At 72.0% G+C, this 15,278-nt stretch carries 20 protein-coding genes; 9 read left to right on the top strand and 11 right to left on the bottom strand.

Features of this window, described 5'->3' with window-relative positions:
• Positions 1 to 3 precede the first annotated feature (3 nt).
• The 8 genes from R9Z33_RS20970 to R9Z33_RS20935 form a co-directional block, all read right to left on the bottom strand.
• Positions 4 to 927, bottom strand: a complete 924-nt coding sequence (locus R9Z33_RS20970; RefSeq protein ID WP_318648519.1) for a sugar kinase — start codon at positions 925 to 927, stop codon at positions 4 to 6.
• Positions 924 to 1,535, bottom strand: a complete 612-nt coding sequence (locus R9Z33_RS20965) for a bifunctional 4-hydroxy-2-oxoglutarate aldolase/2-dehydro-3-deoxy-phosphogluconate aldolase (protein ID WP_318648517.1) — start codon at positions 1,533 to 1,535, stop codon at positions 924 to 926. The genes R9Z33_RS20970 and R9Z33_RS20965 overlap by 4 nt, the downstream gene beginning before the upstream one ends.
• Positions 1,536 to 1,988, bottom strand: a complete 453-nt coding sequence (locus R9Z33_RS20960) for a GNAT family N-acetyltransferase (protein ID WP_318648516.1) — start codon at positions 1,986 to 1,988, stop codon at positions 1,536 to 1,538.
• A 30-nt stretch (positions 1,989 to 2,018) separates the two neighbouring features.
• On the bottom strand, positions 2,019 to 2,612 hold the full coding sequence (locus R9Z33_RS20955; RefSeq protein ID WP_318648515.1) for a DUF1194 domain-containing protein: 594 nt from the start codon (positions 2,610 to 2,612) through the stop codon (positions 2,019 to 2,021).
• The gene (locus tag R9Z33_RS20950) at positions 2,609 to 3,523 is read right to left on the bottom strand and encodes a peptidoglycan-binding domain-containing protein (protein WP_318648514.1); all 915 of its coding nucleotides are present in this window, start codon (positions 3,521 to 3,523) and stop codon (positions 2,609 to 2,611) included. Before R9Z33_RS20950 ends, R9Z33_RS20955 begins: the two co-directional genes overlap by 4 nt.
• Complete coding sequence (locus R9Z33_RS20945; RefSeq protein WP_318648513.1) at positions 3,520 to 4,116, bottom strand: hypothetical protein; 597 nt, start codon at positions 4,114 to 4,116, stop codon at positions 3,520 to 3,522. Before R9Z33_RS20945 ends, R9Z33_RS20950 begins: the two co-directional genes overlap by 4 nt.
• Positions 4,113 to 5,477 (bottom strand): hypothetical protein, encoded by a 1,365-nt coding sequence (locus tag R9Z33_RS20940; protein WP_318648512.1) that lies wholly within the window; start codon positions 5,475 to 5,477, stop codon positions 4,113 to 4,115. The genes R9Z33_RS20945 and R9Z33_RS20940 overlap by 4 nt, the downstream gene beginning before the upstream one ends.
• A gap of 114 nt (positions 5,478 to 5,591) precedes the next feature.
• Positions 5,592 to 6,623: an aspartate-semialdehyde dehydrogenase gene (locus R9Z33_RS20935; RefSeq protein ID WP_318648511.1), complete on the bottom strand. Its 1,032-nt coding sequence runs from the start codon at positions 6,621 to 6,623 to the stop codon at positions 5,592 to 5,594.
• Between the two features lie 113 nt (positions 6,624 to 6,736).
• Between R9Z33_RS20935 and pqqA the strand changes: the two genes are divergently transcribed.
• From pqqA to R9Z33_RS20890, 9 genes are all read left to right on the top strand, one after another.
• Positions 6,737 to 6,859 (top strand): pyrroloquinoline quinone precursor peptide PqqA, encoded by a 123-nt coding sequence (gene pqqA, locus R9Z33_RS20930; protein WP_318648510.1) that lies wholly within the window; start codon positions 6,737 to 6,739, stop codon positions 6,857 to 6,859.
• A gap of 86 nt (positions 6,860 to 6,945) precedes the next feature.
• A complete protein-coding gene (gene pqqB, locus R9Z33_RS20925; RefSeq protein WP_318648509.1) occupies positions 6,946 to 7,860 on the top strand; it encodes a pyrroloquinoline quinone biosynthesis protein PqqB in 915 nt (304 codons plus the stop codon).
• A 5-nt stretch (positions 7,861 to 7,865) separates the two neighbouring features.
• Positions 7,866 to 8,579, top strand: a complete 714-nt coding sequence (pqqC, locus tag R9Z33_RS20920) for a pyrroloquinoline-quinone synthase PqqC (RefSeq protein WP_318651682.1) — start codon at positions 7,866 to 7,868, stop codon at positions 8,577 to 8,579.
• Positions 8,576 to 8,839 carry a pyrroloquinoline quinone biosynthesis peptide chaperone PqqD gene (gene pqqD, locus R9Z33_RS20915; RefSeq protein ID WP_318648507.1) on the top strand — a complete coding sequence of 88 codons (264 nt, stop codon included), beginning with the start codon at positions 8,576 to 8,578 and terminating at the stop codon, positions 8,837 to 8,839. The genes pqqC and pqqD overlap by 4 nt, the downstream gene beginning before the upstream one ends.
• Complete coding sequence (gene pqqE, locus R9Z33_RS20910; protein WP_318648506.1) at positions 8,832 to 9,902, top strand: pyrroloquinoline quinone biosynthesis protein PqqE; 1,071 nt, start codon at positions 8,832 to 8,834, stop codon at positions 9,900 to 9,902. The genes pqqD and pqqE overlap by 8 nt, the downstream gene beginning before the upstream one ends.
• 46 nt (positions 9,903 to 9,948) lie before the next feature.
• Entirely contained in the window at positions 9,949 to 11,112 is a 1,164-nt protein-coding gene (gene zapE / locus R9Z33_RS20905; protein WP_318648505.1) for a cell division protein ZapE, read from the top strand.
• A 41-nt stretch (positions 11,113 to 11,153) separates the two neighbouring features.
• On the top strand, positions 11,154 to 11,720 hold the full coding sequence (locus tag R9Z33_RS20900) for a hypothetical protein (RefSeq protein ID WP_318648504.1): 567 nt from the start codon (positions 11,154 to 11,156) through the stop codon (positions 11,718 to 11,720).
• 135 nt (positions 11,721 to 11,855) lie between these two features.
• Complete coding sequence (locus R9Z33_RS20895) at positions 11,856 to 12,812, top strand: Bug family tripartite tricarboxylate transporter substrate binding protein (RefSeq protein WP_318648503.1); 957 nt, start codon at positions 11,856 to 11,858, stop codon at positions 12,810 to 12,812.
• 5 nt (positions 12,813 to 12,817) lie between these two features.
• The gene (locus R9Z33_RS20890; RefSeq protein ID WP_318648502.1) at positions 12,818 to 13,552 is read left to right on the top strand and encodes an L-threonylcarbamoyladenylate synthase; all 735 of its coding nucleotides are present in this window, start codon (positions 12,818 to 12,820) and stop codon (positions 13,550 to 13,552) included.
• Here the strand turns inward: R9Z33_RS20890 and R9Z33_RS20885 are convergent.
• The 3 genes from R9Z33_RS20885 to R9Z33_RS20875 all read right to left on the bottom strand — a co-directional run bounded on the left by R9Z33_RS20885 (position 13,540) and on the right by R9Z33_RS20875 (position 15,125).
• Positions 13,540 to 13,986 (bottom strand): hypothetical protein, encoded by a 447-nt coding sequence (locus R9Z33_RS20885; RefSeq protein WP_318648501.1) that lies wholly within the window; start codon positions 13,984 to 13,986, stop codon positions 13,540 to 13,542. The two genes, R9Z33_RS20890 and R9Z33_RS20885, sit on opposite strands and share 13 nt — an antisense overlap.
• Positions 13,987 to 14,140: 154 nt before the next feature.
• Positions 14,141 to 14,587 carry a hypothetical protein gene (locus R9Z33_RS20880; RefSeq protein ID WP_318648500.1) on the bottom strand — a complete coding sequence of 149 codons (447 nt, stop codon included), beginning with the start codon at positions 14,585 to 14,587 and terminating at the stop codon, positions 14,141 to 14,143.
• Positions 14,588 to 14,684: 97 nt separating this feature from the next.
• Positions 14,685 to 15,125, bottom strand: coding sequence for a hypothetical protein (locus R9Z33_RS20875; RefSeq protein ID WP_318648499.1), 441 nt, complete (start codon positions 15,123 to 15,125; stop codon positions 14,685 to 14,687).
• Between the last annotated feature and the right edge of the window lie 153 nt (positions 15,126 to 15,278).

The raw sequence follows: 15,278 nt of genomic DNA, 5'->3' as shown, positions 1-15,278 counted from the left end.
GGGTCACGCCGCCAGCAGCGCGCGCACGGCATCTGGCCGCGGGATGGGGGCGACGGCGCCATACCCTGTGGTGGCGAGTGCCGCCGCCGCATTGGCATAGGTCGCCGCCACGAAGGGATCGTCGCCGGCCAGCGTGCGGGCCAGGAAGGCGCCGCAGAAGGTGTCGCCCGCGCCGGTCGCATCCACGCTGGGCACGCGATGCCCGGCGATCCGCCGGCGCTCCGCGCGCGTCGCGATCAGCGCGCCGGCCGCGCCGCATTTCAGCACGACGAGCGGGCAGAGCCGGAGGTAGAAATCCGCGACTGCATCGGGGTCGGTAAGGCCGGTCAGCGCCGTCGCGTCCTCGAGCGAGGGGAGTGCGATGTCCGCGCTGGCGATGGCCGCATGGATCACCGCCGCCGCCCGCGCCGCCGGCCACAGCCGCAGGCGGAGATTGGTGTCGTAGGAGACGCGGGCGCCGGCCGCGCGGGCCAGCGCGATGGCGCGGAAACCGGCATCGCAGGCCGCGTTGGAGATGGCTTGGCTGATGCCGGAGAGATGCAGGATGCGCGCGCCCTGGATCGCCTCCGCCGGCATATCCTCCGGCCCCAGGCGGCTGGCCGCCGAGCCGCTGCGGAAGAAGGCGAAGTGGTGCCCCGCCGCGTCATGCGTGACGAGGTAAAGCCCGGTGGGCGCCGCCGGGTCGGTGCGGACGAAGCGGTGCTCCACGCCCTCCGCATCCCAGAGCGCGCGGAAGGCGCGGCCGGCCGGGTCGTCGCCCAGCGCGGAGATGTAGCCGACCGTGGCGCCCTGCCGCGCCGCGGCGATGGCGGCGTTGGAGGTGTCGCCGCCGAAGCCCTCCAGGTAGAGCGCGCGGCCCGCGGCATCGGGCGGCTGGCGGTTCAGCTCCAGCATCGGCTCGCCCAGGCAGATGAGCGCGGGTGTCATGCGAGGGCGGCCCGGGCCGCGGCCTGCAGGGCGGGCTTGTCGCCGGCGGCGATCAGCGCCTCATCGGCCAGTTTGCCGCCCATGCCGACGAAGGCGGCGCCGGCCGCGAACCACTCGGCCGTGTTGCGCGGGTCCACGCCGCCGGTCGGGCAGAAGGCGACGCCGGGGAAGACGGAGCGCAGCGCCTTGAGGTGCGCCGAGCCGCCGCTGGAGGCGGGGAAGATCTTCACCGCATCCGCCCCGGCCGAGAGCGCCGCACGCACCTCGGTCGGCGTGAAGGCGCCGGGCAGCATGGCCGCCCCCGCCGCGCGCGCCACGGCGCAGACCTCCGTGTCCACCCAGGGCGTCACCAGGAATTGCGCGCCGGCCGCGAGGCAGGCCCGCGCGGCCTCGGCATCGGGCACCGTGCCCGCGCCGACCAGCAGGCCGGGATCGGCGGCGAGCGTGCGGATCAGCGCGACGGCATCCGGCGTGGTCAGCGTGATCTCGACGGTGCTGATCCCGACCTCGCGCAGCCAGGCCACCGCGGTGGCGGCATGCGCCGCGGTGCTGGTGCGGATCACCGGGATGATGCGTGCCCCGGCGAGGCGGGTGACGACGGGATGCATCTAGAGGAACCGCGTATAGACGATGAAGCCGAGATGCTTCGCGACCTTGTCGTACAGCATGCGCCCGGCCGCGTTCGTCACCTGCGTCTGCCAATAGACCCGCGCCGCGCCGTCGTTCTTCGCGCGCTCCACCACCGCCTCGATCAGCGCGCGGCCGATGCCCTGGCCGCGCGATTCCGGCACGGTGAAGAGGTCATGCAGATAGCAATTGGGTGCGATCGCCGTCGTCGTCCGGTGATAGACGAAATGCGTGAGGCCGAGCATGCGGCCCTCGCGCTCCGCCACCAGGGCGTAGACCGGCTCATAGGGGTCGAAGAAGCGCGCCCAGGTGCGTGCCGTGATGGCGGGGTCGAGCGCGGTCGGCCCCACGCGCTCGTAGAAGGCGTTGTAGCCCTCCCAGAGCGGCAGCCAGGCGTCGTGGTCCTCGCGCCGGATGGGGCGGATGGTGAGCATGCGGGGCCTCCTCGATGGCCCCGCATTGAATCACCGAAGCCCGGCCTGCGCCAGTTCCAGCGTCACCTTGCGGCGGATGGCGGCGGCGAAGCTCGCCCAGTCTGGGGCGGCCATGGCGAAGCCGCCGGGCGTGATCGCGTGCTCGCGCAGCCAATCGCCCGCATCCTCCGTGCCGACGCCGAGCGCGTTGACCCGCACGCCCTGCGCCTCGGCATAGGCGCGGGCCTGCTGGGTGCGGGCCTCCGCCGCCTCGCCATCTGTGACCAGGTCGATCACCTCCTCCTCCGGCGTGCAGGGCGCGGCGGCCAGTTGGTCGAGTGCCGCGAAGATGGCGCCGCCGATATCGGTGCCGGCGGCGGCACCGCGCGGGGCCTCGCGCAGCGCGGCGGCGAAGCCTTGCGCGTCCTGGGCGCTGCGCAGGATGCGCCAGGGCACCATTTCCCGCGCGTCATCGCTGAAGGAGAGCGCGGTGACGGCTACGCCCGGGCCACGCGCGATGGCGCGCAGCACCGCCGCATCCTCGAAGGCGGCGGCGTGGCCCTCGGCCTGGAGTTGCCATTCGGCGGGGAAGATGGAGGCGCTGGCGTCGAGCAGCAGGACGAGCGCGAGGGCGCAGGCGCTCATGACAGCAGCGCCTGGAAGCTCGGCACATCGGCGCCCGGCGCGGGGCCGGTGGCGAAGAGCGTGAGGGCGTCGTTGAAGAAGCCGCAGAAGGAATCCGCGTGGAAATGGCCGTTGCCGCGCTGCGTTTGCACCAGGCCCCAGGGGTTGCCGGCCGGCCGCAGGCTGCCCGCATTGTAGGCGATGGCGACAAGGGGCGGATCAAAGCCCGTCACCCGCGCCTGGCGCGCGATGAAGGCGGCGCCGGCCGCGGCCGAGACGCCGGCGTCGAGCAGGGCCGCGCGGTCCAGCTTCGGGTCGCCCAGCGCCTCGCGCGCGGAGGAGATCAGCGTCTGCATCAGCCCGGGCGAGACGCGGTGCGGGGTTGCGGCATCGGAGGTGAAGCCCGGCTCCTCGCGCACCGCCTCGGCCCGGCCGCCGCTTTCGGTGCAGGCGGTGGCGACCAGCAGTTCCACCGGCACGGCGAAGCGGCGCGCGGCGGCTTCGAGCGGGGCCTGGTGCCGCGCCCAGCAGGCGGCGGCGAGGCGCGGCGGTGTGCTGCCGGGGGGCGGCTCGCCCTCGATGGCGATGCCCCGCGGCGTGAGTTGCCAGCGGCGCGTGCCCCGGCCGAGCGGCGGCCCGTGCCAGGCGAGCAGCGGCGACAGGAAGGGCCGCAGCGCCTCCGGCCAGGGGCGCTCGCGGCGCAGCGCGGGCTGGCTGGTGAGGCGCGCCCAGGTCTCGGGGCCGATGATGCCGTCGGCGGCCAGGCCCTCGCGCCGCTGGAAGCCGAGGACGGCGTCGCGGGTGGCGGGGCCATAGACGCCATCCGCCTCGCCGCACAGGGCGCCGGCGCGGATCAGGGCGAGCTGCGCGCCGCGGACCTCGGGTCCGGTCATGAGCGGCAGGCGGAAGGCGAGGGGGCGGGCGAGGATCATGGCGTGGCTCCGCAGGCGGGGAGGGTGGCGAGGCGCAGGGCGAGGTCCCGCGCCTCGCGCGAGGCTTGGGGGGCGAGGGCGAGGCCGGCGCGGGTGGCGGCGCAGCGTTGCGCCTCCGTGCCCGCGCCGGGCCGGGCGGCGATCAGCGCGGCACGGGCGCCGAGCAGGGCGGCGCGGGCGGGCGGGGCGGCGGCGATGGCCGGCGCCGCACGCCCGGCCTCGGCCGCGGCCTCGGCGGGCGGCGGGAATTCGGCGAGGCAAAGCCGCGCCTGCGCCTCGCCGGCGGCCAGCGCCGGGCTGGGGGTGAGTGCGCGGGCGGCGGCGTAGGATTCCGCGGCGCAGGGCAGGTGGTCGCGCCCGCCCGGGCAGGCGGCCCCCGGCGCGCGGGCGGCCATGGCGAGGCCCATGCAGGCCTCGGCGCGGCGTGCGTGCAGCCGGGCGCAGGCCGCATGGCCCGCCGGGCAGGCGACGGGCTCGGCCGCGATCTCGGCCGGCGAGGCTCGTTCCCAGCGGGCAAGTTGCGCCAGCGGCGCGTCGAGCAGCGCGGCGACGGGCGTGCAGCCGGCCAGCAGAAGGAGGAGGGCGAGCCTCATGCCGCCAGCTCCCGCAACAGGGGGACCGGGTCGGTGCGGCTCTCGCGCAGCTCGCTGAGCAGCAGGGTCAGCGCCTGGAGGGCGGCCTTGGCGGACTCCGGGCCATCCTGCGGCAGGGCGGGGCTGGCGGCTTTCTGGCCGAGCGCGCCCGCGACGCGGCCGACCAGTTCGGGCGAGAGGTCCGCCTCGACGCGCTCCTCCAGCAGGGCGTGGCGGAATTCGGCCAAGCCGGCTTCCGCTTCCTCCGGATTGGCGAAGCCCGGGAAGCGGGCCCAGAGCAGGGCCGCCGCATCGGGGCGCAGGCAGGTGTCGAGCAGCGTGGCGAGGAAGCCGGGCTCGGCCAGGCGCGGCGCGAAGAGCCGCGCGAAGATGGGTGCGGCGGCGAGGCGCAGCTCGGCCGAGGCGGGGGTGATGGCGCCCGGCTCGAACAGGGCCGGGTCATGCGGGGAGTCCAGCAGCCGGGCACGGAAGCGGCGCCAGGCGGCCGCCCCCAGGTTCCAGCCGAGGCCGAGCAGCAGGGCGAGGCCCGCCAGCGGCCCGCCCATCGCGGCCGGCAGCAGGGGGGCGGCGGCGCGCAGCAGGCTGGGCAGCGGCCCGTCGCGGCCGGTCAGCGCCGCCGTCGCGGCCTGGAGCGCGCCGAGGTCGGGCAGGGTGCGGGCGGTGGCGAGCGCCTGCTCGGCCTGGGCGATGAGCGCCCCGGCCTGGGGCGGGATGAGGCCGGCCGGCAGGGCCGGGCCGATGCGCTGGACCAGCAGGCGCGCGACGCCGAGCTGGCGTTCGAGGCGGGCGATGGCCTCGCCCGTCTGGGCGGGCTGCGTGGCCTGGGCGGCGGCCTCGCGCGCCGCGGCCTCGCTTTCGCGCAGCGCCGCATTGGCGCGGGTCTGGCCTTCCAGCGCCTCGCCGAGGCGGCGGGCGGCCTGGGCCTCGGGGCCGGTGGAGCGGGCCCCGAAATAGTAGCCGAAGACGCCTGCGATGATGCCGTTCACATAGCCCGCGATGGCGTCGTTCAGCGCGAGGCTCTGGCTGAACAGGAGCAGCGGCAGGCCGATGACGCCGACGATCAGCGCCAGCAGCGCGCGCACCGTGCCCTCGGGCAGGGCGAGCGGCAGGTCGCGGAGGGCGGAGAGCTGCTCGGGCGTGGTTGCGGGGTCGCGCAACAGGGTGAAGCAGCGGGAGGCGAGCCACCAGAGGAAGCCCGCGAAGCCGAGGCCGACGAGGAACACAAGCAGCGCGGCGAGGCTGGCCGGGGCGGCTGAGAGCGGCGCGAGCCCGAGGCCGGCGAGGCGAGCGGCCAACAGCACCGCGATGGCGGCGAGACCACTGAGAAGGATGGCGATGGGGGGGATGAGGAAGCTGGGCAAGGCGGGGGACCTCCGAGCATGGCCCCTCATATGTTCTTATTTTGTTCTCATTTGCAAGCAAAAAAAGGACTGTGATCCTAGATCGCGTTCAAAACGGCAGGAAAAACAGCCTGTTCAGGCCGTGGCGCGCACCAGCAGCCCCTGGCGATGCAGTTCCTCGGCGATCTGCACCGCGTTCAGTGCGGCGCCCTTGCGGAGATTGTCGGAGACGCACCAGAAGGCCAGGCCATGCGGCACCGTCGGGTCCTTCCGCAGGCGGGAGATGAAGACCTCGTCCTCGCCCGCCGCATCGAGCGGCGTGATGTAGCCGGCGTCCTCGCGCTTGTCGAAAAGGTTGACGCCGGGCGCCTTGCCGAGCGCCGCGCGGGCCTCGGCGACCGTGATCGGGTTTTCGAACTCCACATGCACCGCCTCGGCATGACCGACGAAGACCGGCACGCGGACGCAGGTGGCGATGACCTGGATGTCGGGGTCGAGAATCTTCCGCGTCTCGACCGACATCTTCCACTCCTCCTTCGTCGCGCCATCCTCCATGAACTTGTCGATATGGGGGATCACGTTGAAGGCGATCGGCTTGGTGAACTGCTCCACCGTCGGCAGGTCGTTCACGAAGCTGCCCTTGGTCTGGTTGAAGAGCTCATCCATGCCCTCCTTCCCCGCACCCGAAACGGATTGGTAGGTGGAGACCACCACGCGCCGAATCCGTGCCAGGTCATGCAGCGGCTTGAGCGCCACCACCATCTGGATGGTGCTGCAATTGGGGTTGGCGATGATGCCGCGCTTGCGGAAGCGCTTCAGTGCCTGGGGATTCACCTCCGGCACCACCAGCGGCACGTCATGATCCATGCGGAATTGGCTGGTGTTGTCGATCACGATGCAGCCCTGGGCGGCGGCGCGCGGCGCATGGATGGCCGAGACGGCGGCACCCGGGCTGAACAGCGCGAGGTCCAGGCCGGTGAAGTCGAAGGTCTCGAGGTTGCGGATCTTGAGCACGGTCTTCTCGCCGAAGCTCACGCTCTGCCCCGTGGAGCGCGGCGAGGCCAGGGCGAAGGCCTCGCTGACCGGGAAGTTGCGCTCGGCCAGGATCTTCAGGATTTCGCGCCCGACGGCGCCCGTGGCGCCCACGACGGCGATCTTGTAGGCCATGGAGAAGCTCCGTCCGCTATGGCCCGCGGATGTAGGCCCTGGGCCCGGCCGCGTCCAGCAAGGCAGGCGCGCACCCCCGCTTGATGGATGGGCCGTCCGCCGCCATCTTACCGATGCCGGCGCTGGGCCGGTCAAATTCGGGAAGGAAGATCCTCATGGCCTGGAAGACCCCTCGCGTCACCGTCGTCTCGCTCGCGCTCGAGATCAACAGCTACGCCTGCGCCGAGATCGGCTGAGGCTTCGGCCCGGTTGCCGCTGGGCTGACCGGCGCCCTTGGTGACGCCACCAGGGGCGGCCGGTCCCGTGCGGCCGGGCACATCCCATGCTGCGCGCGATCGTGTTGGGCGCGGGGGCCGGTGGCGGCTTCCCGCAGTGGAATTCCGCTGGCCCCGGTTGCGTGCGCGCACGCGCCGGCGATCCGCAGGCCAAGCCGCGCAGCCAGGCCTCCCTCGCCGTCAGTGCCGATGGGGAACGCTGGCTGCTGGTCAACGCCTCGCCCGACCTCCGGGCGCAGATCGCCGCGACGCCCGCCCTGCATCCCCGCCCCGCGCCGCTGCGCAACTCGCCCATCGCCGCCGTGGCGCTGACGGGGGCGGAGGTGGACACCATTGCGGGTCTCCTGAACCTGCGTGAGCGCCAGGCCTTCCGCCTCTATGGCGCGCCCCAGAGCCTCGCCGTGCTGGACGGCAATCCCATCTTCGGCGCGCTGAATCCCGAATTCGTGACGCGCGAGGCGATGCCGCTCGGCCAGCCCTTCGCGCCGCTGGATGGCGCGGGCGCGCCGCTCGGCCTCACGATCGAGGCCTATCCGGTGCCGGGCAAGGTGCCGCTCTTCGCGGAAGGCGCGGGCGACCCGGGCCTCGCCGAGGAGGGGGAGGCACTGGGCCTCGCCATCTCGGCCGGGGGGGCTGCGCTGCACTACATCCCGGGCTGCGCGATGATGACCGATGCGCTGCGCCAGCGCCTGACCGGGGCCGCCTGCGTGATGTTCGACGGCACGCTCTTCACCGATGACGAGATGATCCTGGCCGGCGCCGGCCCGAAGACCGGCCGCCGCATGGGCCACATGTCCATGCTGGACACGGTGGCGGAATTCGCGCCGCTCGGCGTCGCCCGGCGCATCTTCCTCCACATCAACAACACCAACCCCGCCTTGCTGGATGACAGCCCCGAGCGCGCCCGCCTTGCCGCCGCGGGCTGGGAGGTCGCGGAGGACGGGATGGAGATTTCGCTGTGAGCCTGATGTCCCCCGATGAGTTCGAGGCAGCCCTGCGCGGCATAGGGGCCGAGCGGTACCACATCCTGCACCCGTTCCATCATCTGCTGCACAACGGCAAGCTCTCCAAGGGCCAGGTGCAGGCCTGGGCGCTGAACCGCTACTACTACCAGGCCAATATCCCGGCGAAGGATGCCTCGCTGCTGGCGCGCCTGCCGACCACGGCGCTGCGCCGCGAATGGCGCCGCCGCATCGAGGATCATGACGGCGACGGCACGCAGCCCGGCGGCGTGGAACGCTGGCTCGCGCTGACCGACGGCCTCGGCCTCGATCGCGACTATGTGACCTCGCTGCGCGGCCTGCTGCCCGGCACGCGCTTCGCGGTGGACGCCTATGTGCATTTCGTGCGCGAGCGCAGCGTGCTGGAGGCCATCGCCTCCTCGCTGACGGAGATGTTCTCCACCAACATCATCCAGCAGCGCGTGGCCGGCATGCTGCGCAACTACGACTTCGTGAGCGAGGCGACGCTGGCCTATTTCAATCCGCGCCTCACCCAGGCGCCGCAGGATGTGGATTTCGCGCTGGCCTATGTGAAGCAGCACGCCGACACGCGGGAGAAGCAGGAGCAGTGCCTCGCCGCGCTGCGCTTCAAGTGCGACCTGCTCTGGGCGCAGCTCGATGCGCTGCACCTCGCCTATGTCGAGCCGCGGCTCGTCCCGCCGGGGGCGTTCCGGCCATGAGTGCCATCCGCTTCGCCCCCGGCGTCCGCCTGCAGGAGGACAAGGCGCGCGGCCGTTGGATCATCATGGCGCCGGAGCTGATGTTCATCCCGGACGAGATCGCGCTCGAAGTGCTGCGCCTGGTGGATGGCGCGCGGAACGAGGCGGCGATCGTGGCCGCGCTGGTGGAGAAGTTCGCCGCCCCCGAGGAGGTGATCGGCGCCGATGTGGCGGCGATGCTGGACGACCTGATCGCCCGGGGCGCGCTTCGGCGTGGCTGACGCGCCGCTTGCCCTCCTGGCCGAGCTGACGCATCGCTGCCCGTTGCGCTGCCCCTACTGCTCCAACCCGGCTGAGCTGACGCGCGCCAGTGCGGAGCTTTCCACCGCCGAATGGGCGCGCGTGTTCAACGAGGCTGCGGCGCTGGGCTGCCTGCAGATCCATCTCTCGGGCGGCGAGCCCACGGCGCGGCGGGACATCGTGGAGATCGTGGCCGCCGCGCGCGCGGCCGGACTCTACACCAACCTGATCACGGCGGGCGTGCTGCTGGACGCGCCCTTGATGGGCCGGCTGGTCGAAGCCGGGCTCGATCACGTCCAGCTCTCCGTGCAGGACGCGGAGGAGGCGGGGGCCGAGCGCATCGGCGGCATGAAGGGGGCCATGGCCAAGAAGCGGGTGGCCGCGGCGCTGGTGACGGCCTCGGGCCTGCCGCTCACGCTCAATGCCGTGGTGCACCGGCAGAACCTGCATAACCTGCCCCGGCTGATCGAGATCGCCCTCGAATGGGGTGCCGGCCGCATCGAGGTCGCGCATGTGCAGTATTACGGCTGGGCGCTGGCCAATCGCGCCGCCCTGCTGCCGACGCGCGCGCAGCTGGACGAGGCGACGCGCATCGTGGAGGCGGCGCGTGCCGCGCATCGCGGGCGTCTCGTGATCGACTATGTCGTGCCGGATTACCACGCGGCGCGGCCCAAGGCCTGCATGGGGGGCTGGGGGCGGCGATTCCTGGGCGTCTCGCCCGCCGGCAACATCCTGCCCTGCCATGCCGCCGAATCCATCACCGGCATGGCCTTCCCCAATGTGCGCGAGACCTCGCTCGCCGCCGCCTGGGGCGAGAGCCCGGCTTTCAACGCCTTTCGCGGCACCGGCTGGATGCCCGAGCCCTGCCGGGGCTGCGAGCATGCCGAGCGCGACTGGGGCGGCTGCCGCTGCCAGGCCTTCGCGCTCACCGGCGATGCGGCGGCGACCGACCCGGCCTGCGCCCTCTCGCCGCATCACGGCATGCTGGCCGAAGCCCTGGCCGAAGCCGGCGAGACCAGCTTCCGCTACCGCGAATTCCGCTGAGCCGACCGGTTGAGCCGTCACGGCTTCGGGTCTATCGGTTTCGCCCATGAATTCGCTGTCTCCCGTGAACCAGGGCCCGCTTAACGCCTATCGCGCGCGCGTGGCCGAGGGCCTGCTGCACCCGGACCCCGCCCAGGCCCATGCCGCCGAGACGCTGCAGAACCTCTGGCGCATCCTGCGCGGCTATGACCCGCAGCCCACGCTGAGCGCTCCGCGCGGCCTGTTTGGCCGGCTCTTTGGCGGCAAGCGCGGCTCGGGCGACCTCGCCGCCCCGCCGGGCACGCCGGAGGGGCTCTACCTTGTCGGCGCCGTGGGCCGGGGGAAGTCCATGCTGATGGACCTCTTCTTCGAAACGGCCGAGGTCGCGCGCAAGCGGCGCATCCATTTCCACGCCTTCATGCAGGAGGCGCATCAGCGCATCCATCGCTGGAAGCAATCGCATCCGGGCTCCGATGACCCGATTCCGCCGCTGGCCGACGCGATCGCGGGCGAGGCGGCGCTGCTCTGCTTCGACGAATTCCAGGTGCATGACATCACCGATGCCATGATCCTGGGCCGCCTCTTCGAGGCGCTCTTCGCCCGTGGCGTGGTGGTGGTGGCGACCAGCAACACGGCCCCGCAGGACCTCTTCAAGGGCAAGCCGGGGCGGGACGCCTTCCTGCCCTTCATCGCCCTCATCCAGTCCCGCGTGGAGGTGCTGCACCTGGAATCCGCGCAGGATTATCGGCGCGAGCGCATCCGCGGCATGCCCACCTGGCACCACCCCCTGGATGGCCGGGCGGAGCGCGCGCTGGATGCGGCCTTCCTGGAACTCACCGGCACGGCGCGCGGCACGCCGACCAGCCTGCAGGTGCTGGGCCGCCCCGTGCCCATCGCCGAGGCGGCGCGCGGCGTGGCGCGACTCGATTTCGACGCGGTCTGCGGCCAGGCGCTGGGCCCGGCGGACTACCTGGCCATCGCCACCCATTTCCACACCCTGGTGCTGGACGGCATCCCCCGCCTGGGGCCCGAGAACTTCGACCGGGCGCGCCGCTTCATCACCCTGGTGGATGCGCTCTATGAACACCGCTGCAAGCTGGTGGCCTCGGCCGAGACGGGGCCGGATGAGCTTTACGAGCGTGGCGACAATGCCGCGATGTTCGAAAGAACCGCCTCACGGCTCATGGAAATGCAGAGCCAGGAGTATTTGGGCTTGCCTCATCTCCCCTGACGTAATACGCCGTAACACGAGAGACGGGATACGGGGGTTTCATGCGCTCTTTCATTGGGGGCCTTCTGGGCCTTTGCCTGGGGCTTGCCCTTCTGCCGCAAGACGCTTCGGCCCGGACGGATTCCCGGACCTCGGCGCAATCTTCCAGCACCGCCCGCACGGCGGCGGCGGCGAGCCGCCCGGCCACGCCGCGCCCGGGTGTCACGCGCACCACCACCGCGAGCCGCAGCGCCACCGCCGGTCGCAGCACGACCGCGAGCCGCGGCACAGCGACGCCGCAGCGTCAGGCGGCTCTGGCGCCGCGCGGCACGACGTCCGGCAGCAGCGCGCTCCGGCTCCGCGCCGGCAATTCCCGCCAGGCTTCGGCGGTGCCCTATGCCCGCCAGCCGGCGGCCACCACGACGCGCGGCCTGCGCCAGACGGCGGTCGCCACCTGCACCACCCGCAACGGCCGCCGCACCTGCGCGCCCGCCGCGACGCGCACCGCCTCCACACGCTGGACCGGTGGCCTCGCGCCCGCCGCCTTCAGCCAGACGGGCTGCCCGGACGGCACCATCGCCACCATGGCGATCGGCCATAGCGACATCACCCGCTGCGTTCCGCTCTGAGAACGACCATCGGCGCGGGGCATCCTGACCCGCGCCGATCACCCGGGGGTTGGCAAGGCCCTCTAGCTTGTCCGGACAAGGCGCTCTAGCCTCCCGCCCAGCGGCCCCCAAGGGGCCCCTGGGGGAGGACAAAGGATGCGCCGCAGAACCGCGCTCACGGCATTCACGCTGCTGCCCGGGCTGGCCCGGGCGCAAGCCTATCCCAACCGTCCGATCCGCCTGATCATCCCCTATCCGCCCGGCGGCGGGACGGATGCGCTGGCGCGGCCCTGGGCCGAGCGGATGCGCCAGCGTCTCGGCCAGCCGCTCGTCATCGAGAACCGGGGCGGGGCGGCCACCAATATCGGCATGGAGATGGCGGCCCGCGCGGCGCCGGACGGCCAGACGCTGATCATCAATGCCGACAACGTCGCGCTCTTCCCGCATCTCTACCAGCGCCTCTCCTACGACCTGTTCCGCGATTTCGCGCCCATCACCTATCTGGCGCAGTCGCCGCTCGTGCTGGGCATCAACCCCAATGTCCCAGCGCGGAACCTCCGCGAATTCGTGGCGCTGCTGCAGCGCGAGCCGGAGAAGCACGCCTTCGCCAACCCCTCCATCGGATCGCCGCACCATCTGGGCTACGAGCTCTTCGCGCGGGAAGCCCGGGTGCGGATGATCCAGGCCGAGTATCGCGGCGGGGGGCCGGCCCTGAACGATGTGCTGGCCGGGCATGTGCAGCTTGGCGTCTTCAGCCTGGGCGCGGTCAGCTCGCATTTCGCGGCCGGCACGCTACGGCCGCTCGCGCTGCTCTCGCCCGAGCGCTCGGCGGCGGCACCGGACATCCCGACGACGGCCGAGGAAGGCTTCCCCCTGGTGGTCAATGCGCTGCGCTTCCTGCTCTTCGCGCCCGCCGGCACGCCGCGCCCGATCATCGAGGCGCTGCACGCCGCGACGCTGGAGACGCTGGCCGAGCCGGCCTTGCGCGAGCAGCTCACCCGCGCTGGCTTCGACATCATGACGACCACGCCGGAGCAGGCGGCCGCCATGCTCCGCGCCGAACACCAGCGCTGGGCGCCCATCCTGCCCGGCCTCAACCTCCGACTGGATTGAAGCCCATGGAAAGACTGGATATCGCGGGCGATGCCCGCCGCATCGTGGATGTGGTGAAGGCGGGGGGTGTTGCCGTCTTCCCGACCGATGTGGGCTATGCCGGCGCGGCGGGCTGCGAGGCGGCGCTGACGCGCTTCTTCCTCGCCAAGGGGCGGGGGGCGCACAAGCGCAACGCCATGCTGGGCAGCCTCGCCATCCATGAGGATGTGCACACCCTGCCCGCGCGGGCCAACAGCATGATCCGCTGCCTGGTCGAGGATTACGACCTGCCGATCTCGGCCATCGGCCCCTTCCGGGCGGACCACCCGCTCCTGCGCAGGCTCGGCGAACGCGCGCTGTCCGCCAGCACCGAGGGCGGCACGGTTGCCATCCTGATGAATGTGGGCGCGCTGGAGCACCGCATGGCGACCCTGGCGGCCGAGGAGGGGCAGCCGCTTTTCGGCTCCTCGGCCAATCTCACCGGCACGGGCACCAAGTTCCGCGCGGTGGACATCCAGCCCGAGATCCGCGGCTGCGCGGACATCGTGGTGGATTACGGGCTGCAGAAATTCCACCAGTACCGCCGCTCCTCCACCATGATTGACTTCACGACCATGGAGGTGGTGCGCATCGGCAGCTGCTACGAGCTGATCCAGGAGGTGCTGGGCCGGCATTTCGGCGTGGAGCTGCCGCCCGATCCGGGGCTGGAGGCGCTGCCCTCCGGCCATGTGCGGGAGGCGCAGCGGCGCTATCTGATGTGAACCTCGACGCGGGATGCGAAGGCTTGCATGACATTCTTGCAGGGCGTGCGTTGGCCGGCCTCGATGCAGTTCAGCAGGAAGACCTCCACGCAGGCGCCCGCCGCGAGTTGCGCCCCAAACTCCAGCGTATTGGGGGAATGGGTGAAGCTCGCCACGAGGCTGGTGCCGGAATTGGCGATGTTGGTGCGAGCGATCATCCGCCCCGGGCTGCCGCAGGTGCTGACATAGGTGTCAGCCTGCATCCGCGCATCGCCGCGAACGCGCGTGGCATTGATCAGGACGTTGAGAGCAATGTAGGCGGAATTGTCCAACCGGACGGCGCAGCGGACCTCGCCGTTGTCATGCTCCCGGCAGGCGGCGCCGGCGGAGAACTGTGCCGAGGCGGGGGCGGCCGCCAGGAGGGTGAGCAGGCAGGCAAGCGCGGTTCGGTACATGGGGATCTCCTGAAGCTGCGTTTCGCATCTGATGATGTGTCGGGGTGGGCATCGCGGCGCATCAACCGGGCGCTCGCGATGGCGGGGATCGGCCCGGCCGATGGCGGGCCCCTCCAGGCCCGCCGCGCCTCAGCCCGGCGCAGGGACGCTGAGGCTAATTCGCCCAGCTCAGCTCGACGCGGCTTGGCCCGATCCGCAGGGCATTCGTGCAGCTCTCGGCTCGGCCGGCCACGGTGCAGTTCACCAGGAAAACCTCCACACAGAAGCCCACCACGCTCTGCACCGAGTGTTCGACCGGATTCGGCTCATGCGTGAAGCTCGCCACGCGGCTGGTGCCTGAATTGGGGATATTGGTGCGACCGACCATCCGCCCCCGGCTGCCGCAAATGCTGACATAGGTGTCGGCCTGCATGCGCGCCTCCGCACCGGCGCGTGTGGCATTGATGGTGACGTCGAACCGGGTGCCGGCGGGAATATCCACCCGGGCGGCGCAGCGCACCTCGTCATTGCGATGCGGCCAGCAGGCATTGGTGGCGAGCTGTGCCGAGGCGGGCGCGGCCGCCAGGAGGGTGAACATGCAGGCAATCGCGGCGCGGAACATGGGGATCTCCTGAAGATGCCTTTGGATCTGATGATGCTGGAGGGAGGCGGGGCCCGCGGCGCATCAGCCCCGCGCGGCGCCCCCTGAGGACAAGGGCTCAGCGCACCTCGATCTTCGTCGCGCCGAGGTTGAGCACCTGCTGGCAATTGGCCGCCTGGCCGTTGCTGGAGCAGGTGGTCAGGAAGGTCTCGACGCAGAAGCCGGCCAGGGCCTGGGCCACCATGCCGGCCTGGTTGCGCTCATTGGTGAAGGTGGCCACGCGGCTGCTGCCCGAATTGGCGATGTTGCTGCGGCCCACCATCTGCCCGGCCGAGCCGCAGGTGCTGATGTAGGTGTCGGTGGTCATCCGCGCCTCGGCGCCCATGCGGGTGGCGTTGATCACCACGTTATAGACGCGATTGCCGCCCGGGATGTCGATGCGGACGGCGCAGCGCACCTCATTGGCGCGATGCGGGTTGCAAGACCCCGTGCCCACCTGGGCCATGGCCGGCGAGGCGGCCATGGCGGCCAGGAGCGTGAGGGCAGCGGGGCGGAACATGGGCGTCTCCTTCGGGGCCTGTTCGGTACGGGGCGGGGCCGATCCTAGGAGGCGGCCCTTCGGGGCGTCCATTGGGCGGTGGCGATGGGGCTGATCGGCTGAGCCGATGGCGGGTCTTTCCAGGCCTGCTGCAACGCGGTAACTCTGCCCCGC

The sequence above is a fragment of the Sediminicoccus rosea genome (assembly GCF_033547095.1).
Lineage (GTDB): Bacteria > Pseudomonadota > Alphaproteobacteria > Acetobacterales > Acetobacteraceae > Roseococcus > Roseococcus rosea.
The sequence above is the reverse complement of the archived record's forward strand: the minus strand, read 5'-3'. Positions and strand labels throughout refer to the sequence as shown.

Coding starts and splice junctions, on each gene's coding strand:
- R9Z33_RS20970 (WP_318648519.1), bottom strand. CDS start 927: ATGACACCCGCGCTCATCTGCCTGGGCGAGCCGATGCTGGAGCTGAAC.
- R9Z33_RS20965 (WP_318648517.1), bottom strand. CDS start 1,535: ATGCATCCCGTCGTCACCCGCCTCGCCGGGGCACGCATCATCCCGGTG.
- R9Z33_RS20960 (WP_318648516.1), bottom strand. CDS start 1,988: ATGCTCACCATCCGCCCCATCCGGCGCGAGGACCACGACGCCTGGCTG.
- R9Z33_RS20955 (WP_318648515.1), bottom strand. CDS start 2,612: ATGAGCGCCTGCGCCCTCGCGCTCGTCCTGCTGCTCGACGCCAGCGCC.
- R9Z33_RS20950 (WP_318648514.1), bottom strand. CDS start 3,523: ATGATCCTCGCCCGCCCCCTCGCCTTCCGCCTGCCGCTCATGACCGGA.
- R9Z33_RS20945 (WP_318648513.1), bottom strand. CDS start 4,116: ATGAGGCTCGCCCTCCTCCTTCTGCTGGCCGGCTGCACGCCCGTCGCC.
- R9Z33_RS20935 (WP_318648511.1), bottom strand. CDS start 6,623: ATGGCCTACAAGATCGCCGTCGTGGGCGCCACGGGCGCCGTCGGGCGC.
- pqqA (WP_318648510.1), top strand. CDS start 6,737: ATGCCGGCGCTGGGCCGGTCAAATTCGGGAAGGAAGATCCTCATGGCC.
- pqqB (WP_318648509.1), top strand. CDS start 6,946: ATGCTGCGCGCGATCGTGTTGGGCGCGGGGGCCGGTGGCGGCTTCCCG.
- pqqC (WP_318651682.1), top strand. CDS start 7,866: ATGTCCCCCGATGAGTTCGAGGCAGCCCTGCGCGGCATAGGGGCCGAG.
- pqqD (WP_318648507.1), top strand. CDS start 8,576: ATGAGTGCCATCCGCTTCGCCCCCGGCGTCCGCCTGCAGGAGGACAAG.
- zapE (WP_318648505.1), top strand. CDS start 9,949: ATGAATTCGCTGTCTCCCGTGAACCAGGGCCCGCTTAACGCCTATCGC.
- R9Z33_RS20900 (WP_318648504.1), top strand. CDS start 11,154: ATGCGCTCTTTCATTGGGGGCCTTCTGGGCCTTTGCCTGGGGCTTGCC.
- R9Z33_RS20895 (WP_318648503.1), top strand. CDS start 11,856: ATGCGCCGCAGAACCGCGCTCACGGCATTCACGCTGCTGCCCGGGCTG.
- R9Z33_RS20890 (WP_318648502.1), top strand. CDS start 12,818: ATGGAAAGACTGGATATCGCGGGCGATGCCCGCCGCATCGTGGATGTG.
- R9Z33_RS20885 (WP_318648501.1), bottom strand. CDS start 13,986: ATGTACCGAACCGCGCTTGCCTGCCTGCTCACCCTCCTGGCGGCCGCC.
- R9Z33_RS20880 (WP_318648500.1), bottom strand. CDS start 14,587: ATGTTCCGCGCCGCGATTGCCTGCATGTTCACCCTCCTGGCGGCCGCG.
- R9Z33_RS20875 (WP_318648499.1), bottom strand. CDS start 15,125: ATGTTCCGCCCCGCTGCCCTCACGCTCCTGGCCGCCATGGCCGCCTCG.